The 23,128-nt window shown below is 47.2% G+C and carries 26 protein-coding genes; 11 read left to right on the forward strand and 15 right to left on the reverse strand.

Going from position 1 to position 23,128, the window contains the following annotated elements; all coding sequences use genetic code 11:
• Positions 1-84: 84 nt before the first annotated feature.
• The 4 genes from cyoE to VV1_RS17770 are packed head-to-tail and all read right to left on the reverse strand — an operon-like array spanning position 85 to position 3,357.
• Complete coding sequence (gene cyoE, locus VV1_RS17755; RefSeq protein ID WP_011081504.1) at positions 85-984, reverse strand: heme o synthase; 900 nt, start codon at positions 982-984, stop codon at positions 85-87.
• A complete protein-coding gene (locus tag VV1_RS17760; RefSeq protein ID WP_043921140.1) occupies positions 977-2,002 on the reverse strand; it encodes a COX15/CtaA family protein in 1,026 nt (341 codons plus the stop codon). The genes cyoE and VV1_RS17760 overlap by 8 nt, the downstream gene beginning before the upstream one ends.
• A 13-nt stretch (positions 2,003-2,015) precedes the next feature.
• On the reverse strand, positions 2,016-2,549 hold the full coding sequence (locus tag VV1_RS17765) for a hypothetical protein (protein ID WP_011081506.1): 534 nt from the start codon (positions 2,547-2,549) through the stop codon (positions 2,016-2,018).
• Positions 2,530-3,357 (reverse strand): SURF1 family protein, encoded by an 828-nt coding sequence (locus VV1_RS17770; RefSeq protein WP_043921141.1) that lies wholly within the window; start codon positions 3,355-3,357, stop codon positions 2,530-2,532. Before VV1_RS17770 ends, VV1_RS17765 begins: the two co-directional genes overlap by 20 nt.
• Here VV1_RS17770 and VV1_RS25005 point away from each other — a divergent pair.
• Positions 3,308-3,532, forward strand: coding sequence for a DUF2909 domain-containing protein (locus tag VV1_RS25005; RefSeq protein WP_015728103.1), 225 nt, complete (start codon positions 3,308-3,310; stop codon positions 3,530-3,532). The genes VV1_RS17770 and VV1_RS25005 overlap by 50 nt on opposite strands.
• Positions 3,533-3,542: 10 nt before the next feature.
• Here the strand turns inward: VV1_RS25005 and VV1_RS17780 are convergent, their stop codons facing one another.
• From VV1_RS17780 to coxB, 4 genes are read right to left on the reverse strand one after another with little or no spacing between them, the layout of a single operon-like run.
• Positions 3,543-4,427 carry a cytochrome c oxidase subunit 3 gene (locus VV1_RS17780; protein ID WP_011081508.1) on the reverse strand — a complete coding sequence of 295 codons (885 nt, stop codon included), beginning with the start codon at positions 4,425-4,427 and terminating at the stop codon, positions 3,543-3,545.
• On the reverse strand, positions 4,424-5,035 hold the full coding sequence (locus VV1_RS17785; RefSeq protein WP_011081509.1) for a cytochrome c oxidase assembly protein: 612 nt from the start codon (positions 5,033-5,035) through the stop codon (positions 4,424-4,426). The genes VV1_RS17780 and VV1_RS17785 overlap by 4 nt, the downstream gene beginning before the upstream one ends.
• Positions 5,036-5,041: 6 nt before the next feature.
• Complete coding sequence (ctaD, locus tag VV1_RS17790; RefSeq protein ID WP_011081510.1) at positions 5,042-6,673, reverse strand: cytochrome c oxidase subunit I; 1,632 nt, start codon at positions 6,671-6,673, stop codon at positions 5,042-5,044.
• Positions 6,670-7,806 carry a cytochrome c oxidase subunit II gene (gene coxB / locus VV1_RS17795; RefSeq protein ID WP_223370949.1) on the reverse strand — a complete coding sequence of 379 codons (1,137 nt, stop codon included), beginning with the start codon at positions 7,804-7,806 and terminating at the stop codon, positions 6,670-6,672. The genes ctaD and coxB overlap by 4 nt, the downstream gene beginning before the upstream one ends.
• Before the next feature lie 353 nt (positions 7,807-8,159).
• On the opposite strand from coxB, the gene VV1_RS17800 reads away from it, so the two are divergent.
• Positions 8,160-9,866, forward strand: a complete 1,707-nt coding sequence (locus VV1_RS17800) for a phospho-sugar mutase (RefSeq protein ID WP_011081512.1) — start codon at positions 8,160-8,162, stop codon at positions 9,864-9,866.
• A gap of 59 nt (positions 9,867-9,925) precedes the next feature.
• Here VV1_RS17800 and VV1_RS17805 read toward each other — a convergent pair whose 3' ends face one another.
• Both VV1_RS17805 and VV1_RS17810 read right to left on the reverse strand, forming a co-directional pair.
• The gene (locus tag VV1_RS17805; protein ID WP_011081513.1) at positions 9,926-10,348 is read right to left on the reverse strand and encodes a GNAT family N-acetyltransferase; all 423 of its coding nucleotides are present in this window, start codon (positions 10,346-10,348) and stop codon (positions 9,926-9,928) included.
• Positions 10,349-10,515: 167 nt separating this feature from the next.
• Positions 10,516-11,148, reverse strand: coding sequence for a LysE family translocator (locus VV1_RS17810; protein ID WP_011081514.1), 633 nt, complete (start codon positions 11,146-11,148; stop codon positions 10,516-10,518).
• 230 nt (positions 11,149-11,378) lie between these two features.
• On the opposite strand from VV1_RS17810, the gene VV1_RS17815 reads away from it, so the two are divergent.
• The 3 genes from VV1_RS17815 to VV1_RS17825 all read left to right on the forward strand — a co-directional run bounded on the left by VV1_RS17815 (position 11,379) and on the right by VV1_RS17825 (position 13,303).
• On the forward strand, positions 11,379-12,209 hold the full coding sequence (locus VV1_RS17815; RefSeq protein WP_011081515.1) for an AraC family transcriptional regulator: 831 nt from the start codon (positions 11,379-11,381) through the stop codon (positions 12,207-12,209).
• A gap of 69 nt (positions 12,210-12,278) precedes the next feature.
• Complete coding sequence (locus tag VV1_RS17820) at positions 12,279-12,992, forward strand: AzlC family ABC transporter permease (protein ID WP_011081516.1); 714 nt, start codon at positions 12,279-12,281, stop codon at positions 12,990-12,992.
• Positions 12,989-13,303, forward strand: coding sequence for an AzlD domain-containing protein (locus VV1_RS17825; protein WP_011081517.1), 315 nt, complete (start codon positions 12,989-12,991; stop codon positions 13,301-13,303). The genes VV1_RS17820 and VV1_RS17825 overlap by 4 nt, the downstream gene beginning before the upstream one ends.
• Positions 13,304-13,324: 21 nt before the next feature.
• Here VV1_RS17825 and VV1_RS17830 read toward each other — a convergent pair whose 3' ends face one another.
• Together VV1_RS17830 and ohrR are read right to left on the reverse strand one after the other, a co-directional pair.
• The gene (locus tag VV1_RS17830) at positions 13,325-13,939 is read right to left on the reverse strand and encodes a fumarylacetoacetate hydrolase family protein (protein ID WP_011081518.1); all 615 of its coding nucleotides are present in this window, start codon (positions 13,937-13,939) and stop codon (positions 13,325-13,327) included.
• 102 nt (positions 13,940-14,041) lie between these two features.
• Positions 14,042-14,500, reverse strand: coding sequence for a transcriptional regulator OhrR (gene ohrR, locus VV1_RS17835; RefSeq protein ID WP_011081519.1), 459 nt, complete (start codon positions 14,498-14,500; stop codon positions 14,042-14,044).
• A 114-nt stretch (positions 14,501-14,614) separates the two neighbouring features.
• Between ohrR and ohr the strand changes: the two genes are divergently transcribed.
• Positions 14,615-15,037, forward strand: coding sequence for an organic hydroperoxide reductase Ohr (gene ohr, locus VV1_RS17840; RefSeq protein WP_011081520.1), 423 nt, complete (start codon positions 14,615-14,617; stop codon positions 15,035-15,037).
• A gap of 106 nt (positions 15,038-15,143) precedes the next feature.
• Here ohr and VV1_RS17845 read toward each other — a convergent pair whose 3' ends face one another.
• Positions 15,144-16,190: a porin gene (locus VV1_RS17845; protein WP_011081521.1), complete on the reverse strand. Its 1,047-nt coding sequence runs from the start codon at positions 16,188-16,190 to the stop codon at positions 15,144-15,146.
• Positions 16,191-16,656: 466 nt separating this feature from the next.
• On the opposite strand from VV1_RS17845, the gene VV1_RS17850 reads away from it, so the two are divergent.
• The 5 genes from VV1_RS17850 to VV1_RS17870 all read left to right on the forward strand — a co-directional run bounded on the left by VV1_RS17850 (position 16,657) and on the right by VV1_RS17870 (position 22,349).
• The gene (locus tag VV1_RS17850; RefSeq protein WP_011081522.1) at positions 16,657-17,148 is read left to right on the forward strand and encodes a protein disulfide oxidoreductase; all 492 of its coding nucleotides are present in this window, start codon (positions 16,657-16,659) and stop codon (positions 17,146-17,148) included.
• A gap of 152 nt (positions 17,149-17,300) precedes the next feature.
• Positions 17,301-18,278, forward strand: a complete 978-nt coding sequence (locus VV1_RS17855; protein WP_011081523.1) for a porin — start codon at positions 17,301-17,303, stop codon at positions 18,276-18,278.
• A gap of 409 nt (positions 18,279-18,687) precedes the next feature.
• The gene (locus VV1_RS17860; protein ID WP_011081524.1) at positions 18,688-20,463 is read left to right on the forward strand and encodes a putative bifunctional diguanylate cyclase/phosphodiesterase; all 1,776 of its coding nucleotides are present in this window, start codon (positions 18,688-18,690) and stop codon (positions 20,461-20,463) included.
• 337 nt (positions 20,464-20,800) lie between these two features.
• Positions 20,801-21,679: a DMT family transporter gene (locus VV1_RS17865; RefSeq protein WP_011081525.1), complete on the forward strand. Its 879-nt coding sequence runs from the start codon at positions 20,801-20,803 to the stop codon at positions 21,677-21,679.
• A gap of 64 nt (positions 21,680-21,743) precedes the next feature.
• Positions 21,744-22,349 (forward strand): glutaredoxin domain-containing protein, encoded by a 606-nt coding sequence (locus VV1_RS17870; protein WP_011081526.1) that lies wholly within the window; start codon positions 21,744-21,746, stop codon positions 22,347-22,349.
• Between the two features lie 93 nt (positions 22,350-22,442).
• Here the strand turns inward: VV1_RS17870 and VV1_RS25355 are convergent, their stop codons facing one another.
• The gene (locus tag VV1_RS25355) at positions 22,443-22,577 is read right to left on the reverse strand and encodes a hypothetical protein (protein ID WP_011081527.1); all 135 of its coding nucleotides are present in this window, start codon (positions 22,575-22,577) and stop codon (positions 22,443-22,445) included.
• A 193-nt stretch (positions 22,578-22,770) separates the two neighbouring features.
• Positions 22,771-23,121: a hypothetical protein gene (locus tag VV1_RS17875; RefSeq protein WP_011081528.1), complete on the reverse strand. Its 351-nt coding sequence runs from the start codon at positions 23,119-23,121 to the stop codon at positions 22,771-22,773.
• Positions 23,122-23,128 lie beyond the last annotated feature (7 nt).

Here is a 23,128-nt window from a genome sequence, read left to right on the forward strand (position 1 = left end):
TGCTCCCTTTTTGCCATCTTAGCAACCATCACATCGATTCTCAGCGTGCTTCTCCATCACTAGACAAAGAAGATGAGTAGCGACTTACAAGGCCAGTTGCTGATCAAGTAATAAAGCGCAAAACAGCAGCAACAAAAAGTAGATAGAGAAACGAAACATCTCGATCGCGGTGCGTTCTTCGGCTCGAAACTTGAGTTTTATTGCATACCGAACAAAACAGACATTCAGCACTAGGGCGCTGAATAAATAGAGATAACTGGCCATTCCAACCAACACGGGCAGCATACAAACCAACGCCAGCAGAATGGCATAAAGAAGAATCGACGTTTTGGTGTATTCAACACCATGCGTGACTGGCAGCATGGGGATATTCACCTTGGCATAATCCTCTTTTCTGTGAATCGCCAACGCCCAAAAATGCGGAGGGGTCCAAATGAAAATGATCATCACCAATACCCATGCGTGAGGATGTAACTCACCCGTTATCGATGTCCAGCCTAATAAGGGCGGCATCGCGCCAGCAATACCTGCAATCACGATATTTTGAGGGGTTGCTCTTTTTAAATAGAGCGTATAAACCGCCGCATAGCCCAACAAACTGGCAAAGGTGAGATAGGCCGTGAGGCTGTTTACCCAGAGCATTAGCGATAGAAACCCTAACGAACCGATGAGAAGCGCAAACAACAGTACATTGAAAGGGCTGACATCCCCTTTAGGAAGCGGCCGACGATACGTTCTTGCCATTTTGGCATCGATTCTTCTATCAATCAGATGATTAAACGCCGCCGCCGATCCCGCCATGAGCGCAATGCCGACCAAAGCGATCAATGCCTGATGCCAAGTAAAGTGCTCATGAGGTGCCAAGCTCATACCAACCACCGACGTCAATAACATCAACGCGACCACTTTGGGCTTGGTGAGGGTCCAGTAAGTACTCCATGGAGAACGTAACTGCGACTTGTCGACGGATAACGTTTTACTCATATTTAAACCCCTCGATATTGAGCTCTATACCTGGCTGTTCTTGCCAAAGCACGTAGCTGCTTACACTCACCAACATAATCAGTAGTGCGGCACCCAGGTTGTGAGCTACCGCGACAGAGAGTGGTAACTGATAGAGAACATTACTGATGCCCAACCCCACCTGTGCCAGCAAAACCAACCCAATCGCAATGGCCAGTTGCTGAACGATAGGTTCGCTTTGTTGATAGAGCCAAAAGCAGTAGGTCATAACACAGAAAAACGTGACCATGGCGCCGATACGATGCGTGACGTGAATGGTCATTCTGGCTGGATATTCCAAAACGCCAAACTCGTAGGTGTGGTGGCCTAAATTCCAAAAATCGAACGCGTTCTTCCAATCTAGGTAGCTTACCCAATCCCCTTCACAAATCGGCAGTTCACTGCACATTAGTGCCGCGTAATTGGATGACGTCCATCCACCTAAAAGGATTTGCAAAACCACCACAGCGATTACAAAAAATGAGAAAAACCGTAGCCTTGGATCGACAAACTGCCAATCCACCATAAATTCGGTTGGTTTGAGTTGGCAATAGAGTATCGCAAGCAACACAAACAGTAAGAAGCCGCCGAGCAAATGCGCCATCACCACCACTGGCATGAGTTTCATGGTCACCGTCCACATGCCTAGCAACGCCTGAGCGACAACCAACAATGAAAGCACAATCGGCACCACCTTCGGTGCTTTGGCTTTAAACAGACAGAGCAACGTAATGGCGAAAATGAGAATGCCTAAGCTACCTGCAAAGTAGCGATGAATCATTTCCAGCCACGCTTTGTTTGGCTCAACCAACATGCCGGGAAAATTAGCCTCCACGACGCTCAGTTCCGCCGCAGTATTCGGCACCGTGAGATGGCCATAGCAGCCTGGCCAGTCAGGGCATCCCAACCCCGCATCCGAAAGCCGCGTGTAAGCACCAAGTAGTATCACCACCGAGGTTAACACCAACGCAATTTGTACCATAATCCGATGAAGATTCATGGTTCCCTCCCCTTCAACCAACTCGCGAAAGTTTAAGCAGCTTCCTCAGATCTGAGAGTATTTCTTTATTTTGCTCTATGAGTGACTTGGTGGCGTTCAGTGGGTAGCGCATCACCAACTGACCTAGCGGATCGACGATCACCATATCCCCCGGTTTCAAAACGCTTTCAATCTGTTTTGTTATCACAACCTGCTCATATTTAAGATTAGTTGTTGTTGGAGAAAATGCCCAAACTACTGCTTCGACTCTCTCTTGATATTTGCCCAAAGCGAGATGATTTTGGCCTAAGAGATGCAGTTGCTGCTGGCAAAGTGCTTCACAAGACGTGGGCAGCAAGTACGCCAGTTGCCACCCTTTTCCATGAAATGGATTCACCTGCCCGAGACTTTGTAAGGTGGTATAGGGTTCTATCAACTCCCCTTTGTTTGAGACCCCGGATTGATACCAATGTTGTTCCAATACCACTTTCGCGACAATGGCGGGCAAAGCAAAGATAAGAACCAACAGTAGCAGAATGAAACGGCCTCTATTTTGTGTGGAAATCATGCGACACCTCCTTGCGGCGAATGCGTAAGTAGCGAACAAAAATCATCGAAGAGATCAGCAATAACACCAACGCCATCGCAAACCACTGCATCGCATAGGCAAAATGCTTTTGACTCCCCATATTCAATGGCTGCCAAGGTTGAGGATAGGGCCAATGGGTGAGGTTATCAGGCTGAAACAATGTCGGTATGAGACTGACGTTGAGTTGCTTGCCGAGATCCGCTATCACCATGTTTTGCACTCGTATGGGATCACTCAGTTCTAAATGGAGTTGGTCACTCAATGGGTTAACGGATTTTTGATACAACCGCCCGGTTAAAAACAGAGGTTCGCGAAAGCCTTGCACTTTGGGGAGAGATTGGCGTTGTAAACCACCGTCGACAAAACCGAGCTCCACCAGCAGATAACTTCCCGGTTCATCCATCAATGCCATCACCTGATAAGCGAGATAACCCACTTTCCCGTTCCACGTTTGGTTGTCGAGCAGCACCATGGGCAACGCACTTGGCGCGACATTGGTTTCCACTCTCACTCCCGTCACCGAAAACGCGGCTGCGTGTTCCACATTGAGCACATCAAGTAAGGGCTGCGGCGCTTGCAAAGCACGCTGTTGTAACTCCATTTCAAGTTGCGATTTTTCCTCTGCACGCGAAAGCTGCCATAAACCCAGTTTGACCAACAGGGTAAATACGACCAAAGTTAACAATGCGGCGACAATGGCGCCGGGCGATCGGATCAACGCAGCTTTCGGAGTCACTATGCCGATATTTCTATTCAAATTGATACTGGTTCTTTTACTATTGTTCATTATTGCCAACTTGGGTTTAGCCCTATTCCATATGGTGCGTGCCGACTCTTCTCCCAATGGGAAATCCATGAGCCACTATTTGGGGCGCAGAGTGATGCTCTCTGCATTGGTGGTGCTGTTTCTGCTGATCGCGTTAACAACGGGTTGGGTAGAACCCAACCCAAGACCATACTAAATTGATAGCATTACAGAACGTAGACAAAGACAAACAAACAGAGCCAAACCACATCAACAAAATGCCAATACCAACTACCCGCTTGAAAGGCAAAATGATCTTTCGGCGTGAAATGATCTTTGGCGATGCGTCCGAGTAACACGATCAAAAACGTCGTACCTAAGAACACATGCATGCCGTGAAAACCCGTCAAGAGAAAGAAGGTATTGCCATAAATGCCTGATTGCAGTGTCAGCCCCATTTCCTGATAAGCATGGGCATATTCCTCTACTTGATAGAAAAGGAAGAAGCCCGCGAGGACGATGGTGATCTCCAACCAAACAATCAACGCCATACGTTGATTTTTCTCTAAGCTGGTATGCGCCAAATGCAGGGTAATCGATGAGGTCAATAAAATGATGGTATTAACCAAAGGGATCCCTTGCCATGGCATTGCTTGTGTTTCTTGACCAGATGGTGTGGTGGTCAGAGGCCAAAGGGCTTCAAAGCTTGGCCACAAAATCTCATGCGTCATGGCATTGTTGTCTGCCCCGCCAAGCCATGGCACTGCCACCATTCTTGCGTAGAAAAGCGCACCAAAAAACGCGCCGAAAAACATCACCTCAGAAAAAATAAACCAACTCATTCCTTGTCGAAACGAGCGGGCAATCTGCTCACTGTATTTTCCGGTGAGTGATTCGGTGATCACGTTGCTAAACCACCCTGCCAGCATATACAGCAAGGTGACAAAACCGACGATTAAAATCACATTGCCAATTGGCCCCACGGGTCCTTCGATTTGCGTTCCCTGAACGGTCATGCCAGCCCCAACGGCAATCATAAAGAGCGCAAAAGCCCCAAGAATCGGCCAATTGCTTTGGGCAGGAACATAATATGACGGATGTTTGTTACTCATAGCTCAGCTCCCTGAGGCAGTGGATTGGTTGCCTCCTTGAGTCCAGATAATTGCGCGAGTTTCTCTCTGTCGGCTTGTTCAACGGGTAAGCGATACAAGGTGTAAGAGAGCGTTAAGGTGTGAATTTCGGCGGGTAAGTCAGGTTCGATGTAGAAAATCAACGGCATCTGTGCCAACTGATTTCCTTCAATGGGTTGGCGATTAAAACAAAAACACTCAATCTTGTTGAAAAATGCCGCCCCCTGCCCCGGAGACACCGACGGCACGGCCTGACCAACTAAGATCTCTTGGCTGAGGTTTTGCGCCAAATACGCCGTTTGAATCACTTCCCCCGGATGCACATTAAGAGTGACCGATTGTGGTTTGAAGCTCCACGGCATATCTGGTGCAACATGCGCCATGAACTCGACGCGAATGGTTCGGCTGGTATCAATCTGCAACCCTACCGGAGCCGCCACGGCAACATTATCGGTTTTACCATTGATGCCAAGCACATCGCACATCACGTCATACAGAGGCACCAACGCAAAACCGAAACCAAACATCGCCAAAGCCGCCATCGTCAGCTTAAGAGTGAGAATGCGGTTCGATCTTCCCCCAGTCATCATGTCACCTCAATCCACTTTGGGTGGTGTCGAGAAGGTGTGATGTGGGGCTGGGCTAGGTACTGTCCACTCCAACCCTTCCGCTCTTTCCCACGGTTTGGCTGCGGCTTTGTCGCCTCCTTTGACGCATTTAATCACCAGCCAGAGGAAGATAAGCTGCGATAAGCCAAACGCAAATCCGCCAATCGAGACAATCTGATTCACATCAGCAAACTGAATCGCGTAGTCCGGAATACGTCGTGGCATCCCCGCCAAGCCAAGGAAATGCATTGGGAAGAAAAGGATATTGACCGAAATCACCGAGCACCAAAAATGCCACAAACTAAGCCGCTGGTCGTACATATGCCCCGTCCACTTGGGCAGCCAATAATAGGCCGCCGCCATGATGGAGAACACCGCACCAGAAACCAGCACATAGTGGAAATGGGCCACTACAAAATAGGTATCGTGATATTGAAAATCCGCAGGAACAATCGCTAACATCAGGCCGGAGAAACCACCAATGGTGAACAACACAATAAAGGCGATCGCAAACAACATCGGTGTTTCAAACGTCAACGAGCCGCGCCACATAGTCGCAACCCAGTTAAACACTTTAACCCCAGTCGGAACCGCAATCATCATGGTGCAATACATAAAGAACAGCTCGGCAAATACCGGCATGCCAGTGGTGAACATATGGTGTGCCCACACCACAAACGAGAGCAGTGCAATACTACAGGTTGCGTAAACCATTGAGTGATAACCAAAAAGCTTTTTGCCACTAAACGCTGGGATGATGGCGGAGACAATACCGAAGGACGGCAAAATCATGATGTAAACTTCAGGGTGGCCGAAGAACCAAAAGATGTGTTGGAACATCACAGGGTCACCACCACCTGCCGCGTCAAAGAAACTGGTGCCGAAATACTTATCTGTCAGCACCATGGTGACAGCCCCTGCCAACACTGGCATTACAGCAATCAACAAGAACGCCGTAATCAACCAAGTCCAGACGAACATCGGTAGCTTAAACCAGGTCATACCCGGAGCACGCATATTGACGATGGTCACTATCACATTGATCGCGCCCATGATGGAGCTGATCCCCATAATGTGCACAGAGAACACAAACAGTGCCGTGCTATCGGGGCCATACTTGGTCGAAAGCGGCGCATAGAAAGTCCAACCAAAATCAGGGCCGCCGCCGGGTAAAAACAGCGAACCGATGAGGATTAAAAAGGCAAAAGGCAAAATCCAAAAGCTCAAGTTATTCATTCTTGGCAACGCCATATCCGGCGCACCAATCATCATCGGGATCATCCAGTTGGCGAGGCCAGTGAAGGCTGGCATGACCGCACCAAACACCATCACCAAACCGTGAACTGTGGTCATTTGATTAAAGAATTGCGGATCTACCAATTGCAAACCCGGTTGAAAGAGTTCGGCGCGAATCACCATCGCCATCGCACCACCGGTTAAAAACATGATGAAGCTAAACCAAAGGTAGAGCGTGCCAATGTCTTTGTGATTGGTGGAGTAGATCCAACGGCCTATGCCAGAAGGTTGATGATGTTCATGAGCGTCGCTTTCCACCGCCACAGCACTAGACAGTTCACTTTCTGCCGACGCAGATTTGACCGGTTTTTCAAATTGACTCATTGTCCCTCCCCGCGACTCTGCGCTTTATGGGCGTTGACGTCAGCCGCTTGCACCGCATCACCTGTGTCATTACCAAAGGCATTGCGTTGATACGTGACCACCGAAGCAATCTCTTGCTCAGAAAGCTGATTGGCAAAAGCTTGCATTGCGGTTCCTGCTTTACCATTAAGAACAATGTCGATGTGCTTGTCGCGATCCCCAGTGGCAATCGCACTGCCTTTAATGGCGGGAAAGGCTCCGGGGATCCCCATGCCATTGGCTTGATGGCAAACCGCGCATCGCGCGCTGTAAATCGCTTCACCTTGAGCCATCAACTCATCCAGCGACAGTGTTTGCGTCAGTGCCGATGCTGCCGCTTGCTTCGCTTCGGCTAACTCGGTTTTCTTATTGGCAAGCCATTGTTCAAAATCGTTCTCTTCCATAGCATGCACCACCACGGGCATAAAACCATGTGCTCGACCACACAACTCAGCACACTGGCCACGGTATACCCCGGGCTGATCGATGCGTGTCCATGCTTCATTGATGAAACCGGGGATAGTATCTTTCTTCACCGCAAAATCGGGCACCCACCACGAATGAATGACATCATCAGAAGTGAGAAGAAAACGGATCTTACGATTGATGGGGACAACCAGAGGATTATCCACTTCCAACAAATAATTGGCCCCTTTGACTTCAAGACCATCGATCTGCTTTTGCGAGGTCGCCAGTAAACTGAAAAATTCAACGTCTTCCCCGAAATAGCTGTAGTGCCATTTCCACTGAGAACCGGTAATTTTAACCGTCAGATCAGATTGAGATGTGTCCTCCATCGCCACCAACGTTTTGGTGGCTGGAATCGCCATCGCGACGAGGATCAAAATCGGAATCACCGTCCATATCACTTCCACTTTGGTGCTTTCATGAAAATGCGCAGCGACGGCCCCTTTCGATTTTCGGTGTTTAAAAATGGCATAGAACATGGCCCCAAACACAATCAGTGCTATGGCACAGCAGATATAAAAAATCAGCATGTGCAACTCATACACCTGCTGACTGATCTGTGTGACTCCTTGGGTCATATTGAAGTCTGTTTGCGATGCAATGGCTGGCGCACCGAAGCCGACTAGCATCAGGTCAAACAGCCCCATCAGTGTGAGAAATCGTTTCTTCAAAAGCTATCTCCTCTGACTCACCGCGCCAACGTTGAGATTGATCATTTCGGACTGCAACTACCGAACAAACCAGTAAAAAAAGGGCAAAACCCTGATTTCAACACTCTTTGTTATATTTATGTTAAAAAGCTAGACTCAGTTATGGCTTTCTTCAAGAAAATATCCACAAAACAACAAACAATCTTGTCAATAAGAACACTTAAGGTAGAGAAATTGTCTATCTTTAGAACAAATGAAATTTTTATGATTTCAGTAATCGTTTGGCATCACGGAAATGATATTTATTATCATTTAATTTAAAGAAAACAGAGAGAGTAAGGAAAAATCGTATGCTAAAACAAGTCACTGACTGGTTGGCCAGAGATCCGGATCCACGCACCCGTGAAGAACTTCAGTACCTCATTGATGAGAAGATGACGGAAGAATTGCAAGACCGTTTTCGCGGCAGGCTTGAATTTGGTACCGCCGGATTACGTGGAAAAGTCGGTTCGGGACCAAATCGCATGAACAGACTTGTAATTCAAGAAACCGCGACAGGACTCGGACATTATCTCATCGAGACGATTCGTGATGCCGCTGCTCGTGGCGTGGTGATTGGCTATGATGGCCGAACCGATTCGAAGCAATTTGCTCACGACACGGCCGCTGTACTCACCGCCTTGGGCATTAAGGTTTACCTCACCCATAAAGTGGCCCCAACCCCAGTGGTTGCGTTTGGTGTCAAACAGTTTAATGCCGCAGCAGCGGTAGTGGTTACCGCAAGCCACAACCCACCGGAATACAACGGCTTTAAAGTGTATTGGGAAAATGGCGCGCAAATCATTCCACCTCATGATGCGGGTATTGCCGCCGAGATTGAGCAAGCGACGCACAAACCTATCCCTCTCATGTCATTGAGTGATGCGGAAAAACACGGCCTTTTGGTTTGGCTCAAAGAGGATTACTACCAAACGTATCGCCAAGCGATGAACACTCACCCATTGTTAAAATCTGGCCATGCGGTTGATATTTCCATCGCGTACACCGCTATGCATGGTGTCGGCGCTGAGATGGCTGAGACACTGCTGGCCGATGCCGGTTTCACTCACGTGCTGAGCGTACCTGAACAACGGGAGCCTGATGGCACGTTCCCGACGGTCAACTTCCCTAACCCAGAAGAAGCTGGGGCGATGGATATGGTGATGAATCTAGCAAAAACCGTCGATGCAGAGATTGCCTGTGCCAATGACCCTGATGCCGACCGCTTTGCCGTTGCTGTTCGCAAACCGGATGGTAACTACCAAATGCTCACAGGAGATCAAGTGGGCGCGTTATTCGCCAATTATCTCCTCAGCAGCGTGGATGCCAGCAAGCAGTTGGTTGGTAACACCATTGTCTCTTCCCGCTTGTTGGCTGACATCGCCAAACAGCACGGAGCTCACTACTACCAAACGCTCACGGGCTTTAAGTGGCTCACCAATGTAGCCATGACTCAGCAAAGCGATGACAAGCAGTTCTTGTTTGCGTATGAGGAAGCGCTGGGCTACACCGTGGGCAATAAAGTTTGGGATAAAGACGGTTTGTCAGCACTGGTCGCGTTTGCCCAGCTCACGGCACATCTTAAAGAAAATGGCCTGACTTTGTGGGACAAATTAGAGCAACTTTATCGCCAACATGGCTTCTATTTTAACGCGCAGCGCAGTATTGCCTTATCGCCTGATTCGCCACCCATCGGGGACCAGCTGAGAGCCAAACCGCCGAAAACCATTGCAGGGCAGAAGGTAACGGTGATTGAAGATCTCAAAGCGTCGTTGCGATACGTGACCAATGGCGTGACAGAAGCGATTAACCTGCCGGCCAGCGATGTTCTGATCTATCACCTTGAAGATCGCTCACGCGTTATCGTTCGCCCTTCAGGCACTGAGCCGAAACTAAAGTGCTACTACGAGGTGATTAGCGATTTCCCTGCTGAGTTGGATTACCAAACCGCACAGTTTAAGGCCGAGAGCAAAATGAACGCGCTTATTGCTGCCCATCAACAAAGCTTGTCATCGTAATAAAAACAAAGAGCACACTCGACGTATGAGTGTGCTCTTTGACTAAACCGGTCTAATGATTAAATGACTTTTTGCAAGAAGTACTTATTGATGCCTTTTGCTGGGTAATCGCTATATTGTCCAACCTGCTCAAAACCCAATTTGAGATAAAAATCCAACGCTTGGAAACTGTAGGTATCAAGACAAATATCCGTCACCCCTTGTGGTTTTACCTCGTGTTCCAAACGCTGCATCAATTGACTGCCTAAGCCATGTTGACGGTAGTGTTCATCTAACCAAAGAAATTCCACAAAGACGCTGTTGGTAAACAAATCGCCCGCTAGGCCGCCCACCAAATTGCCCTCCTCATTACGAACAAAACAGCCGATCTTTTTTACCTCGCCATCAGGAAGATGTTGAGCATTGTAAGCACGAATCCCCTGACGAATGGTTTCAAATTCTTCATTTTGTAGGTCAAAGGTAAATTCTGTTTTCAAGTCCATTGCATTCCTCCCGTGTGATCGTTACCCGCAAATCTAAGCTTAAGCATTACTGCTTTGCTTTTTGCATGTTTTAGTTTTTGCAAACTTTGGTTTTTACGAGCTCTAGTTATTGCGAGCCCTAGTTAAGAAAAAAGCCAGCGGCGCTGGCTTTTAGGTCAAACAATCTATCACGAGTTAAAATTCAATAACATCCAAAGAGATAAGAAAACAAATACCGCCCCCATCACTTTGTGCTGATAAAGTCGGAACGTGGCATTGTCCAAAAGCTTCTTACCAACCGTGCCAGCCAAAGCAACCAACACAAAATTGAACAATAAACCCAAAACATTGAGAAGCAGGCCTAACGCCAACATCTGTTCACCAGAAGAGGCAGAGATGTTATTCGACACAAACTGAGGCAAAAACATCACAAAGAAAACCAACGCCTTCGGATTGAGCAAATTGCTCATTAATGCGCGTTGATAGTAAGTCAATGCCATGGCATTGTCATGCTGAGATTGCGGCGCTTGAGCTGGAGAAGTTCGCAAACAGTCCCAACCCATTTTGAGCAAGTACGCACCGCCCAGTAAATGGAGGGCTTTCAAAGCCAAAGGGCTCATGGCTATCAACGCTGAAACGCCCATCGCGGCCAGCAAGGTTAAGATGATCCCCGACGTGGCATTGCCCAAACTGGCAAATAGCCCAACTTTCTTACCGTAACTCATGCTTGAACTGGCAATCAGCAGCATGTCTGGGCCTGGCAACAATAACAATGCAATCACTGCCGTTAAATAAACAGGCAAAATAGTAATATCGATCATTTTTATTCTGGTCTTTTGGAACAAGGGCGCGGATTTTACCGAAACAGCCCCACAACAACCAGATATACCTCCATCACAAACATCATTTGCCGATTTAATAACCAATCCTACGAAAACAACCAGCGTGTTCCGCTAAATTGTGCCGAGCGATAGGATTGAGAGCAATTTTGTACAAAAATGGGGGGAATGTTTGGCGTACACTCAAATCATCTCAACGGACAAGGCAAACAATGAAAAAGAACAGTAAGGAAGTCGCGCATTTCCAAATTGCCTCAGAACTGGGGGGATTGGAGTTACTTGATGCCAAATATGAGAAGCAAAATTTTTCTCGCCATAGTCATGAAGGCTATACCATCGGCGTGATTGAAAAAGGCGCGCAACGTTTTTTCCGCACCGGGGGTAACCATATTGCGCCGCAAGACAGCATCATTCTTGTTAACGCGGACGAAGTGCACAACGGGCATTCCGCCACTGAAGGTGGATGGGAGTACAAAGCCATGTACCCAGTGCCAGAGCAGTTTCAAAGACTCAGTGAAGAACTGAATGCACCGAATATCGCCATCCCCTATTTTCCGCAGCCTGTGGTCTACGACCCTGAATTAGCCATGCAGCTTCGGCTGGTTTTTGACACCTTAGCCAATTCGGACAATCGCTTACTGCGCGAAACCTTGGTGTATGGAACCTTGATTAAACTCGCGGCGAAACACAGTACCCATCGGATTTCGCCTCAAAACAATCCGGCAGCGCAGCGTCAATTAACCTTGGTTAAAGAGTTTCTTGATGACTTTCCGCAAGCTGATGTCTCCTTAGAAGAGCTGGCAAGGCTGGGCGGTATCAGCCCTTTTCATCTTGTTCGCGAGTTTCAAAAACGCTATGGATTCCCGCCACATGCCTATCAGATACAGCAAAGGCTAAGGCTTGCCAAACAACTACTGCGCCAAGGCCGACGTATTTTGGATGTAGCCCAAGAGTGCGGTTTTCATGATCAAAGCCATTTCCACCGCCATTTTAAAAAGGCGATGGGGGTGACGCCTGGGCAATATGTGAAAAATTTGGCGTGAGGCAATTTTGTACAAGCCTGCACATCACCATCACTTTAGGCTGAAGAAAACATCACGATGAGTCATAAAATGGATACCACACTTTCTCACGCCGACCACTCGAAAACTCGGCGTTTTCTACAAGGCACCATGGCGATGATGCCACTGAGTATTGCCGTTCTTCCCTGGGGACTGCTGGCGGGCTCTTTCGCCATCGATTCCGGTCTCACGGCTTTGGAAGGGCAAGCCCTTTCGGCTATTTTGTTTGCCGGCTCTGCCCAGCTCGTCGCGATGGGGATGATCAAAGCAGGGGCTGGCGTTGCCACCATGTTACTTACCACCTTCTTTATCACTTCGCGCCATTTTCTCTATAGCGTTTCGATGCGCAGTAAAATCGCTCCTCTACCCTTACGCTGGCGTTTGTCGTTGGGCTTTCTCTTAACCGATGAGTTGTTTGCTTTGGTCGGTCATCAACCAGACAAGCAGTTTGACCGATGGTATGCCCTCGGAGGAGGCTTGAGCTTTTATCTCTTTTGGAACGCAGCCACGTTTGGCGGTATCTTGGCGGGCCAGTTTCTCCCACAACTTAACGATCTCGGGCTGGAGTTCGCGGTTGCCGCAACCTTTATCGCCATTGTGGTCCCCAGCATCAAGAGCATTGCTGTCTTGGTCAGTGTGGTGACGGCACTCATTTTTTCGGTGGTGCTTCACTTCTTGAAGATTGAAGGGGCATTAATGATGGCCAGCATCGGAGCCATGAGTGCTGGCTATTTGGCAGAACAATTAGGAGCTCGCAAATTATGATCATGCTAACCATTTTAGCGCTGACCGTGTTGGTTTTCGCTAGTCGTTATCTGTTTTTGGAACCGAGTTTGCCATTGAAGCTAGGCTACAAAACACAGCGATTCTTAAGCTACGCCAGCCCGGCGGTACTAACCGCCATTTGGGCACCTATCGTGTTTATCCCAGAGGGCGAGTTGCAGCTTTCACTGCAAAACCCCTATCTGCTGGCGGCGTTTGTCGCGGCGTTGATCGCTTGGCGCAGCAAAAACGTACTGCTCACTACCATTGTCAGTATGTTCCTGTTTTTGCTTTTAAAATTGTGGGTATTCTAGTTGGACGTTGCTCAATGGTCGTTAACAGGCCACCCACTCAACTTCCAATAAGGTGGTGTCACCACATTTAAGGCGACCTAAAAACACGTCGCCTTTATGCACTTCGCCCACCCCCTGAGGTGTGCCTGTCATCACGACATCGCCATCATCCAATGTCACGTAACCTTTGAGCTCTTCCAGTACCGTTTGCGGTGAGTACAGCATTTGATTGACATGCCCTTTTTGTACGCGGACACAATTAATAAACAGTTCGAGGTTGAGATCGTCGCTAGCGATGCCTTTCAGTTCGATAAAGCGGCTGAGTACCGCAGCACCGTTAAAGGCTTTCGCTCGCTCCCATGGGAGGCCTTTTGCTTTGAGATAACTTTGTGTCTGTCGTTTGGTGAGATCTAAGCCGATGCCAACCCCCGCATACTGGCCGTTTTCAATCACAAAGCAGATCTCGGCTTCATAATGAAGCGGCTCTTGATGGAAAGAATGCAATGTGCTGGTGACTGCCGACGCCGGCTTGTGAAACAGCACCATTTGTTCGGGAATTGTGTTTTGCAGCTCTTCAATATGCTCAACATAATTACGCCCAACGCAGAGCACTTTGCCCGGTTGCAAGGTTTTGTTTCTGAAGTGGATATGGCTCATTTCTCTTCCCTGAACAAACACAAAAACGCGATTCTAAACTAGCCACTGATAAAGTGCTCAGAATCCAATCACAGAATCATCCAAAATGAGAAGCTCGATCCATCAATTGAGCTTTTCGAGCACTTTTTCGCACAAACTTTTCAATGTCACCAACTCGTCAATGCTGAGATCGATACGACAAAGCATGTTTTGCGGCACCTGTTGAGCTTGCTGTTTCAGAGCTCTGCCTGCTTCCGTGAGAAACAGCTCTCTCACACGCTCGTCAGTTTGACCGCGGCGACGTTCAACAATGCCTTTTGCTTCTAAGCGCTTCAATAGCGGGGTTAAGGTGCCAGAATCAAGATGAAGCTTGACGCCTAAATCTTTCACATTGATGCCGTTTTGCTGCCACAAGACCAACAACACCAGATATTGTGAGTAGGTCAGATCCAACGCTTCAAGTAATGGTCGATAGGCACGGATCACTGCATTAGCCGCACTGTATAACGGGAAACATATTTGATTTTCCAGCAAAAGTTGCGCTTCAGAATCCCCTTGGCAACGGATAGTTTGTTCAGACATCACTCACCTCACAAAATAAATTGTGCACAATATACTTGCAAACAACAAAAGGATCGATATAAGATTGCAAACAATTAGATTGCACACAACTCAAATAACAAAGGAACATCGACCATGAAAACACTTTACCAAACTTCCGCAACCGCTTCTGCTGGACGAAACGGCCTTGTCAGTACTGACGACAAACTGCTGGAACTCAACCTAAGCTACCCGAAAGAAATGGGCGGAACAGGTGCTGCCACCAACCCAGAGCAGCTCTTCGCCGCAGGTTATGCCGCCTGTTTTTCTAATGCGATTTTGCATGTCGCCCGCGAAGGAAAAATAGCGATTAAACAAGCGCCTGTCACTGCGACGGTAGGCATTGGCCCGAATGAACAAGGCGGTTTTGCCCTAACGGTCTCACTGGCAGCAGAAATCGACCTGCCTGCGGATCAGGCGGTGAAATTAGTCGCCACGGCTCACCAAGTGTGTCCTTATTCTAATGCCGTTCGTGGCAATATTGACGTTCAGTTGTCAGTCAATGGCGTCGCAATTTAAGTAAGGCACGCACTGCGAATCACGCTTCAACATATAAAAAAGCCAGCAGTGACACTGCTGGCTTTCCACATGAGTGGACAATTGGACGGCTAAAAAATGTTAGCGCTTATAGGTAGTAGCGAGCACCTAGCATCCATTTGTCGTCTGCTTTTTCTTTGTAGTCACCAGAACCTTGTAGGTCAAACTGGTAGCCAGCAAAACCAACGAACTTCGGCGTGAAGTTGTACTCAGCTTGAACCGCTGACGTGCTGTATACACGCTTGCTTAGCTCTTCATCAATCACAGATTCGTAGTTAACGCTTAGGTTGATGCCGTTGTTTAGCGTGTAAGCCGCTAGCGCTTCGTAAGCTGACGTGTCTTTCAGTAGGTTACCGTCGCCAGAGTTCATGTACTCATTCATTGCGTAAACGCCCGCTAGGTATAAGCCCTTGCCGTATGAGCCGTAAGTGGCACTGATAACATGAGATTCAGACGTTTTCGTGCCTACACCACCACCGTAGTTCACGTCACCCGTGTTGTACGCGTAGTTTGCAGTCACATTGGCAATGCTGTAGTTCAATGCGATTTGCGCACGGTTGCCGTAGTTATTTTTTATCGTGTTCGTTTCAGACAACTTTAATTCGCCTGTTTTACGACCTTGCCAGCCAAGACCTAAGCCAATCTTGCCCGCTTCACCTAGTTCAAACGCCTTAGCGTAGCTGACCATCTCTTCTGCACGACCGGTACCTAGGTTACCATGGTCTTGGTAGATGAAATCGTTCGCGAACGCGATTGGCATATCCGCCACGCCTGCAACGCTGTAGTAAGGTGCCCATTGAGTACCAACAACACCGCGGCCAAGGCTTTCATGCGTCAGGCCAATGTAACCTAAGCGAGTAGAAAGTGCGTTTTCACCACCATCTAGGTAGTTGATAGACCACTCACCTTTTGCATCAGCCGTAAAGCCATTGCCGAGATCTTGAGTCGCATTGAAGTTAATACGCGGAGAAACCGCTGTCACACCTAGGTCACCTTGCTTGGAGTCTTCCAACGCAACTGAAACGTGGCCGCCAATAGAGAAAGTCGTACCATCGTTGTTGTAAACTTCCACTGCAACTGCTTGAGTGCCGAATGTTGCGCTAGCAACAGCAAGAGCCAAAATGTTTTTGTTCATTTTTAAGTTCCATTAGTTATTACACATAACATGTATATTCCAACCAGGTAGAGAACCTTAGAATTCAGCTACTTCTGGTTAACATCTGGCGAGAACTTTATGCGATGGCACAACAAACCACCCAGTGAAATAATATAAATTGACCATAAAGATAATAAATCATTAATTTTCAATTGTTTAAATTTAAAAACACAAAAACAAAATGAGTTATTTTGATGTTACAAATAGTTACACCCCATCAAAAGCAAACCGAGTAAACGATTGGCAAAATCAGAAAAACAACCGAAATGTTAATAATGATGTTACAAACAGAAATACTTTCTCCCTTCTTTAATGAAGAGAAATTGGAAAACGCCGGTCTTATACCCAAGTAACCTCGAGATGTAAGTTTCAGAGAGATTGAATCCATATCGTAAAGCGCACGCAATCCATGAGGCCCATGTAACAGCTCAATGAGAAACCCATTATGAAAATCGTCAAAATCCTAAAAGAGTGGCTACCCGTGCTGGCGGTGGTATTGATTGTCTCCATCGCTCTTGATTTCTACTATTCGAGAAATCTGCCAAAAGACAACGCGCTCCCCCTTTCCGCCATGACAACACTTGGGACACAAGTTGACTTGCTGAGCGCCAGTCAAGGCTCCCCTGTGGTTGTCTATTTTTGGGCAACCTGGTGTGGTCCTTGCAAACTCGTTAGTCCGACGATCAACCAGATCGCAGATTCCTACCCCGTTATCAGTGTGGCGATGCAGTCGGGAGACGAAGGAAGCGTTAATCAGTATTTGCAATCACAACAGTATGATTACGACACCATCAATGATCCAACTGGCAAAATTAGCCGTGATTGGGGGGTACAAGTCACCCCGACCGTTGTGATTGTGCGTAATGGAAAAATTGAGTTTATTACCTCAGGCGTCAGTTCTCCGATTGGCCTATGGCTCAGATTATGGTTGAGCTAGCTATTCTTTCGTCCTCATCATTCATTGAACTGCAATACAAGCACAACGAAAGCGTCATGAAATAGAAATCGTTTGTTCATTTTTAATCAGTACCTTAGCTGCATCAGGAATCGGGCATGTAAGCCCATTGAATATAAAAAGGTAATTGAGAAATGAAAAAGGCAGCTTTAGCAACCGCAATCCTATCCGCAGTGGTCACCGGGTCATCTTTCGCAGCAACCGTTTATAAAACAGACGGTACTGAGCTAAAAATTGGTGGGCGCGTTGAGTTCCGTGGTGATTTCATTGGTACCGACAAAGGTGTTGAGATCGACGGCACCATGGAAGACAGCACTCGTGCGCGTCTTAACGTAAAAGGCACCACTGACCTTGGTAACGATCTACAAGCCTTTGGTTTTTACGAAGCTGAGCAGAAAACAGGCGAAAGCAGTTTCAAAAACCGTTACATGTACGCAGGTGTGAAGACAAACGCAGGTGCGTTTTCTGTTGGTAAGCAAGATATGGCTTCTGTCATCGTTTCAGACCTGACGGATATTACCGAGTTTTCTGGCGTGCAGCAGTTCATTGATGCGTCATCAGACAAAACAGACAGCACGTTTGCCTATCGCGGCAGCTTCGATGCTCTACAAATTGAAGCCACTTATTCAGCAAGCGACGCTGACAATAGCGACCTGATGGGCATCAGTGGCCTTTACTCTCTTCCTATCGGTCTGGATCTGGGTTTGGCTTACTCCACAGGTGATAACGGTGCTGGCAACGGTAGCCAAAACCAGATCCTTGTCGGTGCAGGCTATACCTTAAACGATCTTTATCTAGGTGCGACTTTCTCGACGGGTGATCTCGATGACAAAGCGAAACAAGAATTCACCGCCTACGAAATTGCGGTTCAGTACAAAATCAGCAAACCATTTAGCGTTGCCGCGATGTACACTTTCGCCGAAGAAGACGATAACGGTACTAAATCGGACGCAACTAAAGGTCTCGAGTTGGTGGGTTACTACAAGCTAAACAGCAACTTTCGCACTTACTTGTCTTACTACCTCAACAAGCTTGATGATGTAAAAGACGTAAACGGCAAAGTCACTTCTGGGGAAGACACACTTCGACTTGGCGTACGCTACGATTTCTAAATGCTTGTTTTCATCGAGCCTTTTCAAGCCGGTATCCCTACCGGCTTTTTTTCTTCCCTAGACTTATACCCTTCCTACTTGAAGCTGCAGCGGTGTTGGCTGCATTCGTTCACCCCAATCACATAGCGTATCTATGCTCATGGGGATTCACTCATTTGCCGCCTACCTGCAACTTCAAGTTGTTTGGGTATATCTTGTGTGAATCGACTCGAATTAATTTGTAATTGTGAAGTTAATTATATTTATCGCGATAATAACAGTGCTAGTTTAGAGGTGATTTTCATTTTGTTTTATATACTTAATGGAAATCTATCAATCATCTTGTCTGAGCGCCGACCAGATAGAGATAAAAGCGTTTTGATATAGCACAACAAAACACCATACTATATAATCCAAACCGAGGATATTTATGGTAGATGGCAGAAGTAAAATCGTGGCAAACTCGAAAGTAGTATTGATATTAAAGGCCGCCTATATTGTGGCGGTATTGTTGATCACGCAAACCTTGGTGAACGAACACACCCTATTGCCTTGGTCTTACGTGTTGTTTGCCATTACCATGATTGTGGCGCTCTTTTCTCCATCCCACAAAATCAAATATGTGTGCGCTTTGATCGCCACGAGTTACCTTTTTGTCGGCGGCATCGTCGATCCTCTCGATATTGACGTCATTGAAGAGACATTTATTCTCCTCCCGCTTTGCTATCTTTTATTGTTCCCCGGAACCATTTGGGCATTTGTCGTCGCCTTATTATTGACGGCAAGCTATTTTTATACGGTTCCACCAGAGGGCTTGGATGAGCTCATTGAAGATGCCATTGAATTGTTGGTGATTTCCACCTTCGCGTCCATCATGGTCTACTATCAGCAGAAGTTTTACCTGCAATTAACCAAATACCGAGAAGACAGCCGAACGGATTACTTGACGCAACTGCCAAACCGCCGAGCCTTTTACTCGGATCTGAATCAGGTCGAAAGTTTGGCTCAGCAAGGGCGAAACTGTGCGCTCCTCAAAATAGATATTGATGCCTTTAAAGAGATCAACGAGAGCTTTGGCCACGAACAAGCGGATCTCCTGTTAAAACGCTTTTCTCGTCGTTTGCGAAAAAACACCCTTGGCTTTGGCCAAGTCTATCGTATGGAAGGGGACGAATTCGCTGTGCTGGTGTACGAGAAACACAGCATTAATGATGAAGTCGATGCGCTGCTCGATAAACTCAAAAGAGCACTTACAGCAGCGTTTGAACTGGAACGAGGCTCTTATCAAATCTCCTACGCGACCGGTATTGCTCTGTTTAATGAGTCCATGACTAACCTCGATATATGGCTAAGAAACAGCGACATTGCGGCGCAAAAAGCCAAGACACGTGGCCGCGGCCAAGTCCGTTGGTACGACGAAGCCCTATTGGACGAAACCATCCGTCAACACCAGATTGAACGAGAGCTCGACAAAGCCATTGAACTGAAACAGTTTTCCTTGGTTTATCAGCCAAAAGTATCCATCACAACAGGAGAAATTACCGGCGCTGAAGCGTTAATTCGCTGGCAACATCCAGAACTAGGCACCATAACACCTTTTGAATTCATCACCATTGCCGAGAAAACCAAGCAGATCATTCCAATTGGTCGCTGGGTGATTCTCGAGGCGTGTCAACAAGCCAAGAAATGGTTGGATTTGGGCTACAAGATCCCTGTCTCGGTCAATGTCTCAACCGTACAATTTGCTCATGACGATATCGAACTGCAAGTCAGAACCGCTCTGGCGGAGTCTCACCTTCCCGCCAGTTATCTGCAACTGGAGATCACCGAAACGGTACTAATGAAGGAGCCGAAGAAGCTCATCGAGATTTGTCATAATTTGCGGTGTGAAGGAGTCACCGTTGCAATCGATGATTTTGGCATCGCCTACTCCTCGTTGAACTATCTCAAACAACTGCCCATTGACGTGTTGAAAATCGACAAAGCCTTCATTGATGATTGTGTCGACAATCACCACGATCACATGCTGGTCAGAACCATTGTTCAACTTGGCCACAACATGGACAAAAAAGTCATCGCAGAAGGCGTGGAAACCGAAGAGCAGCGCTTATTGCTTGTCAGCGAGCAATGCGATGAGTTCCAAGGTTATCTCTACTCCAAACCCCTTGATGTGGAAGAGTTTAACCGCCAGTTACTGCAAATTTAGCTTTCCCTTTCACCATGTTTCCTTTTGCACCATGTTTCCTTTGCACCATGATTGTCGCCTTTTGAATGGTTATGGTGCGGCTTTGGGATACTCAAAAATCCAAAACTAACAAAATCAACAACTTAAAAACTGGCACAGCTTCTGCAATGATAGATGTACAAATGCATGGCAGCGTTTGTGCTTCTCGTTCTTATCCTCCTCACCGAGGTACGTCCTTTAATCCGCATTTGCGCCCCTGAATTCAGGGGCTTCTTTTTACCCCGTTCGCCGCAAAACATTTGGCTTCGCCATGCAGAAAACGTATGATTCTCGGACTTTTTTGTGAATTCGATTATCTATGCAATCTCAACACCACCCAATTCTTGGCGCGTCGTGGATGCTGACCGCTGGTTTAGCTTTCGCTATCGTCAACAGCCTGGCGCAAGTTGCCAGCATTCAATTTGCCATTCCGTCAACCACTGTTGCGCTGATTCAATATGGCATCGCTTTAATTGTGATTTTGCCGTACTTAAAAACGCTGGGCATTCGCCAATCGCTGCGCACCTCTCATTTTGGCTGGCATGCACTGCGAGTCTTTTTGTCGGTTATCGGTATCCAGCTTTGGCTTTGGGCACTCGCTTATCCGGTGCCGATTTGGCAAGGCATCGCGCTATTAATGACTTCCCCACTCTTTGCGACGATCGGCTCAGGGCTGCTTCTGAAAGAGAAAGTGGGTGTGGCACGCTGGGGCGCGACGCTGTTCGGTTTCATTGGTGCGATGATCATTCTTGAGCCTTGGGCGGATGATTTTCATCTTGCGACCTTACTGCCTGTCGGCGCTGCCTTCTTTTGGGCATGTTATTCACTGATGGTTAAAAAGCTCTCGGTCAACGATCCACCCTCCACCATGGTGGTTTATCTGCTGCTGTTGATTACGCCATTCAACATCATGCTGGCGATTCCTGATTTCACAATGCCGAGCAGTACGACCATTTGGCTGATCCTTTTTGCCGCGGGCTGCATGACTGCACTGGCACAATGGGCCATCGTCAAAGCTTATGCCAGTGCCGATGCCTCCTTTGTTCAGCCTTTTGATCACGCTAAACTGCCATTGAACGTACTTGCAGGTTGGCTTGTATTTGGTTGGGTGCCACCGGGCAGACTTTGGCTTGGTGCCTTCATCATTATTGCTTCTGTCGCCTTTATTACTCATTGGGAAACCAAAAAAACAAAATAGCGTGAAAGGAAAACATCGCCAGTGCGTTCTACTACACTAATAGAGCGATTTTGAGGAATATTTAATGAGTGAAGCGATTAAAATCACCCTGTACCGTTGGGCGGGAAGTTGGGGACCATTTAAAGTCAACATCCCATGTGGTGAGTGTACGTTAACCAAAGATATCTTAACCGATACGTTTGCCAATGAACTTAACGGTATTCCTGTTGAATTGGAAGTCAAAGACTGGCTTTCTCACTGGTGGGAGCCGTTAAAGCTCGGCGCTTGGCATGCGCCTATTTTGGTGGTTGAAGGCAAAGTGATTAGCCAAGGTGAAGCCCTTAACCGTGGCGTGCTCATTCAATCTGTGATCAAAGAGTGGACAAAGCGCGACACCCTTAAAGGGAATATTGTTTTTGGTAAAGCGACCTGCCCTTACTGTGTAAAAGCCAAGCAGCTTTTGGATTCGGCGGGCATTCACTACCAATATCACGATGTCGTCAAAGAAAGCGCCGCGCTGTATCGTATGATTCCAGAAGTCAAAGCCATTATTGGCGAAAAAACGCCCGTCACCGTACCACAAATTTGGTTAGATGGTTCGTACATTGGGGGTTGCGACAAGCTGGAAGTCTATCTTAAAGAGCGTGGGCTTGATGTCGTTCCGAACAATGTGGTGGAGATGGCAAACTGATTAAGTTGACCATAGATAAGCAGATAAGAAAAAACCTGGCGATGCCAGGTTTTTTTTGAAACTTTACTACAAAATAACGCTTTAAGCTTGCTGTTATTTTGCCATTTTCTTTAGCATGCGGCTGATAAATGACGCTTTCTTCTTCGCTGTCTTGCCATACATAGCTTTGTGCATTGCGTCTTTTGCCATCATTTGACCGATGTAAGCACCGCCTAATTCATAACCCATCTTGATTCTCCAATGTTTTCTCTTCTGTTTTCATGTGTAATATTACTACAAAACCATCAGATAACAAGACGAAGATCACGTTTATTTGGTAATTTTATTTCATGAAAAGATAAAAAACATTTATCACGAAAACAAAAAAACGGCAGTAACATTGCCGTTTTTTGAGCGTTCTAAAAAAGCGATTCCGCTAGCGTTAGCTACGCTTCGGTTGCTGATAGGTTTTTCCTGCAGCTTGGTAGGTCTCTTTGGCCTTGATCTCGAACATGACATCAAAGAACCAAGCGGCAAACTTCACCAAGTGCTCACCTTCGTTCATTACATGCTCAACGTATTCCGTCTCTTCACCTGCTTCGTTTTCTTGTAACGTCACGTGATAGATTCGTTTTTCGCCATCCACTTCTGCCAAAGCAAATTGCCCTGAAAGCGATGCTGCCGCTTCTGCAACTTCCTCATCGTCACACGCTTTTAGAAGCTCTAGTGCTTTAGGTAAGTTCTCTTGCTGGCAAACCTGCTTAACCAACTGTTCAAATTCATTTTGTTGCATGGGTAAC

The organism is Vibrio vulnificus CMCP6 (genome assembly GCF_000039765.1).
GTDB classification, from domain to species: Bacteria; Pseudomonadota; Gammaproteobacteria; order Enterobacterales; family Vibrionaceae; genus Vibrio; species Vibrio vulnificus_B.

Coding starts and splice junctions, on each gene's coding strand:
- cyoE (WP_011081504.1), bottom strand. CDS start 984: ATGAGTAAAACGTTATCCGTCGACAAGTCGCAGTTACGTTCTCCATGG.
- VV1_RS17760 (WP_043921140.1), bottom strand. CDS start 2,002: ATGAATCTTCATCGGATTATGGTACAAATTGCGTTGGTGTTAACCTCG.
- VV1_RS17765 (WP_011081506.1), bottom strand. CDS start 2,549: ATGATTTCCACACAAAATAGAGGCCGTTTCATTCTGCTACTGTTGGTT.
- VV1_RS25005 (WP_015728103.1), top strand. CDS start 3,308: ATGCCGATATTTCTATTCAAATTGATACTGGTTCTTTTACTATTGTTC.
- VV1_RS17770 (WP_043921141.1), bottom strand. CDS start 3,357: ATGAACAATAGTAAAAGAACCAGTATCAATTTGAATAGAAATATCGGC.
- VV1_RS17780 (WP_011081508.1), bottom strand. CDS start 4,427: ATGAGTAACAAACATCCGTCATATTATGTTCCTGCCCAAAGCAATTGG.
- VV1_RS17785 (WP_011081509.1), bottom strand. CDS start 5,035: ATGATGACTGGGGGAAGATCGAACCGCATTCTCACTCTTAAGCTGACG.
- ctaD (WP_011081510.1), bottom strand. CDS start 6,673: ATGAGTCAATTTGAAAAACCGGTCAAATCTGCGTCGGCAGAAAGTGAA.
- coxB (WP_223370949.1), bottom strand. CDS start 7,806: ATGGGGCTGTTTGACCTGATGCTAGTCGGCTTCGGTGCGCCAGCCATT.
- VV1_RS17800 (WP_011081512.1), top strand. CDS start 8,160: ATGCTAAAACAAGTCACTGACTGGTTGGCCAGAGATCCGGATCCACGC.
- VV1_RS17805 (WP_011081513.1), bottom strand. CDS start 10,348: ATGGACTTGAAAACAGAATTTACCTTTGACCTACAAAATGAAGAATTT.
- VV1_RS17810 (WP_011081514.1), bottom strand. CDS start 11,148: ATGATCGATATTACTATTTTGCCTGTTTATTTAACGGCAGTGATTGCA.
- VV1_RS17815 (WP_011081515.1), top strand. CDS start 11,379: ATGAAAAAGAACAGTAAGGAAGTCGCGCATTTCCAAATTGCCTCAGAA.
- VV1_RS17820 (WP_011081516.1), top strand. CDS start 12,279: ATGGATACCACACTTTCTCACGCCGACCACTCGAAAACTCGGCGTTTT.
- VV1_RS17825 (WP_011081517.1), top strand. CDS start 12,989: ATGATCATGCTAACCATTTTAGCGCTGACCGTGTTGGTTTTCGCTAGT.
- VV1_RS17830 (WP_011081518.1), bottom strand. CDS start 13,939: ATGAGCCATATCCACTTCAGAAACAAAACCTTGCAACCGGGCAAAGTG.
- ohrR (WP_011081519.1), bottom strand. CDS start 14,500: ATGTCTGAACAAACTATCCGTTGCCAAGGGGATTCTGAAGCGCAACTT.
- ohr (WP_011081520.1), top strand. CDS start 14,615: ATGAAAACACTTTACCAAACTTCCGCAACCGCTTCTGCTGGACGAAAC.
- VV1_RS17845 (WP_011081521.1), bottom strand. CDS start 16,190: ATGAACAAAAACATTTTGGCTCTTGCTGTTGCTAGCGCAACATTCGGC.
- VV1_RS17850 (WP_011081522.1), top strand. CDS start 16,657: ATGAAAATCGTCAAAATCCTAAAAGAGTGGCTACCCGTGCTGGCGGTG.
- VV1_RS17855 (WP_011081523.1), top strand. CDS start 17,301: ATGAAAAAGGCAGCTTTAGCAACCGCAATCCTATCCGCAGTGGTCACC.
- VV1_RS17860 (WP_011081524.1), top strand. CDS start 18,688: ATGGTAGATGGCAGAAGTAAAATCGTGGCAAACTCGAAAGTAGTATTG.
- VV1_RS17865 (WP_011081525.1), top strand. CDS start 20,801: ATGCAATCTCAACACCACCCAATTCTTGGCGCGTCGTGGATGCTGACC.
- VV1_RS17870 (WP_011081526.1), top strand. CDS start 21,744: ATGAGTGAAGCGATTAAAATCACCCTGTACCGTTGGGCGGGAAGTTGG.
- VV1_RS25355 (WP_011081527.1), bottom strand. CDS start 22,577: ATGGGTTATGAATTAGGCGGTGCTTACATCGGTCAAATGATGGCAAAA.
- VV1_RS17875 (WP_011081528.1), bottom strand. CDS start 23,121: ATGCAACAAAATGAATTTGAACAGTTGGTTAAGCAGGTTTGCCAGCAA.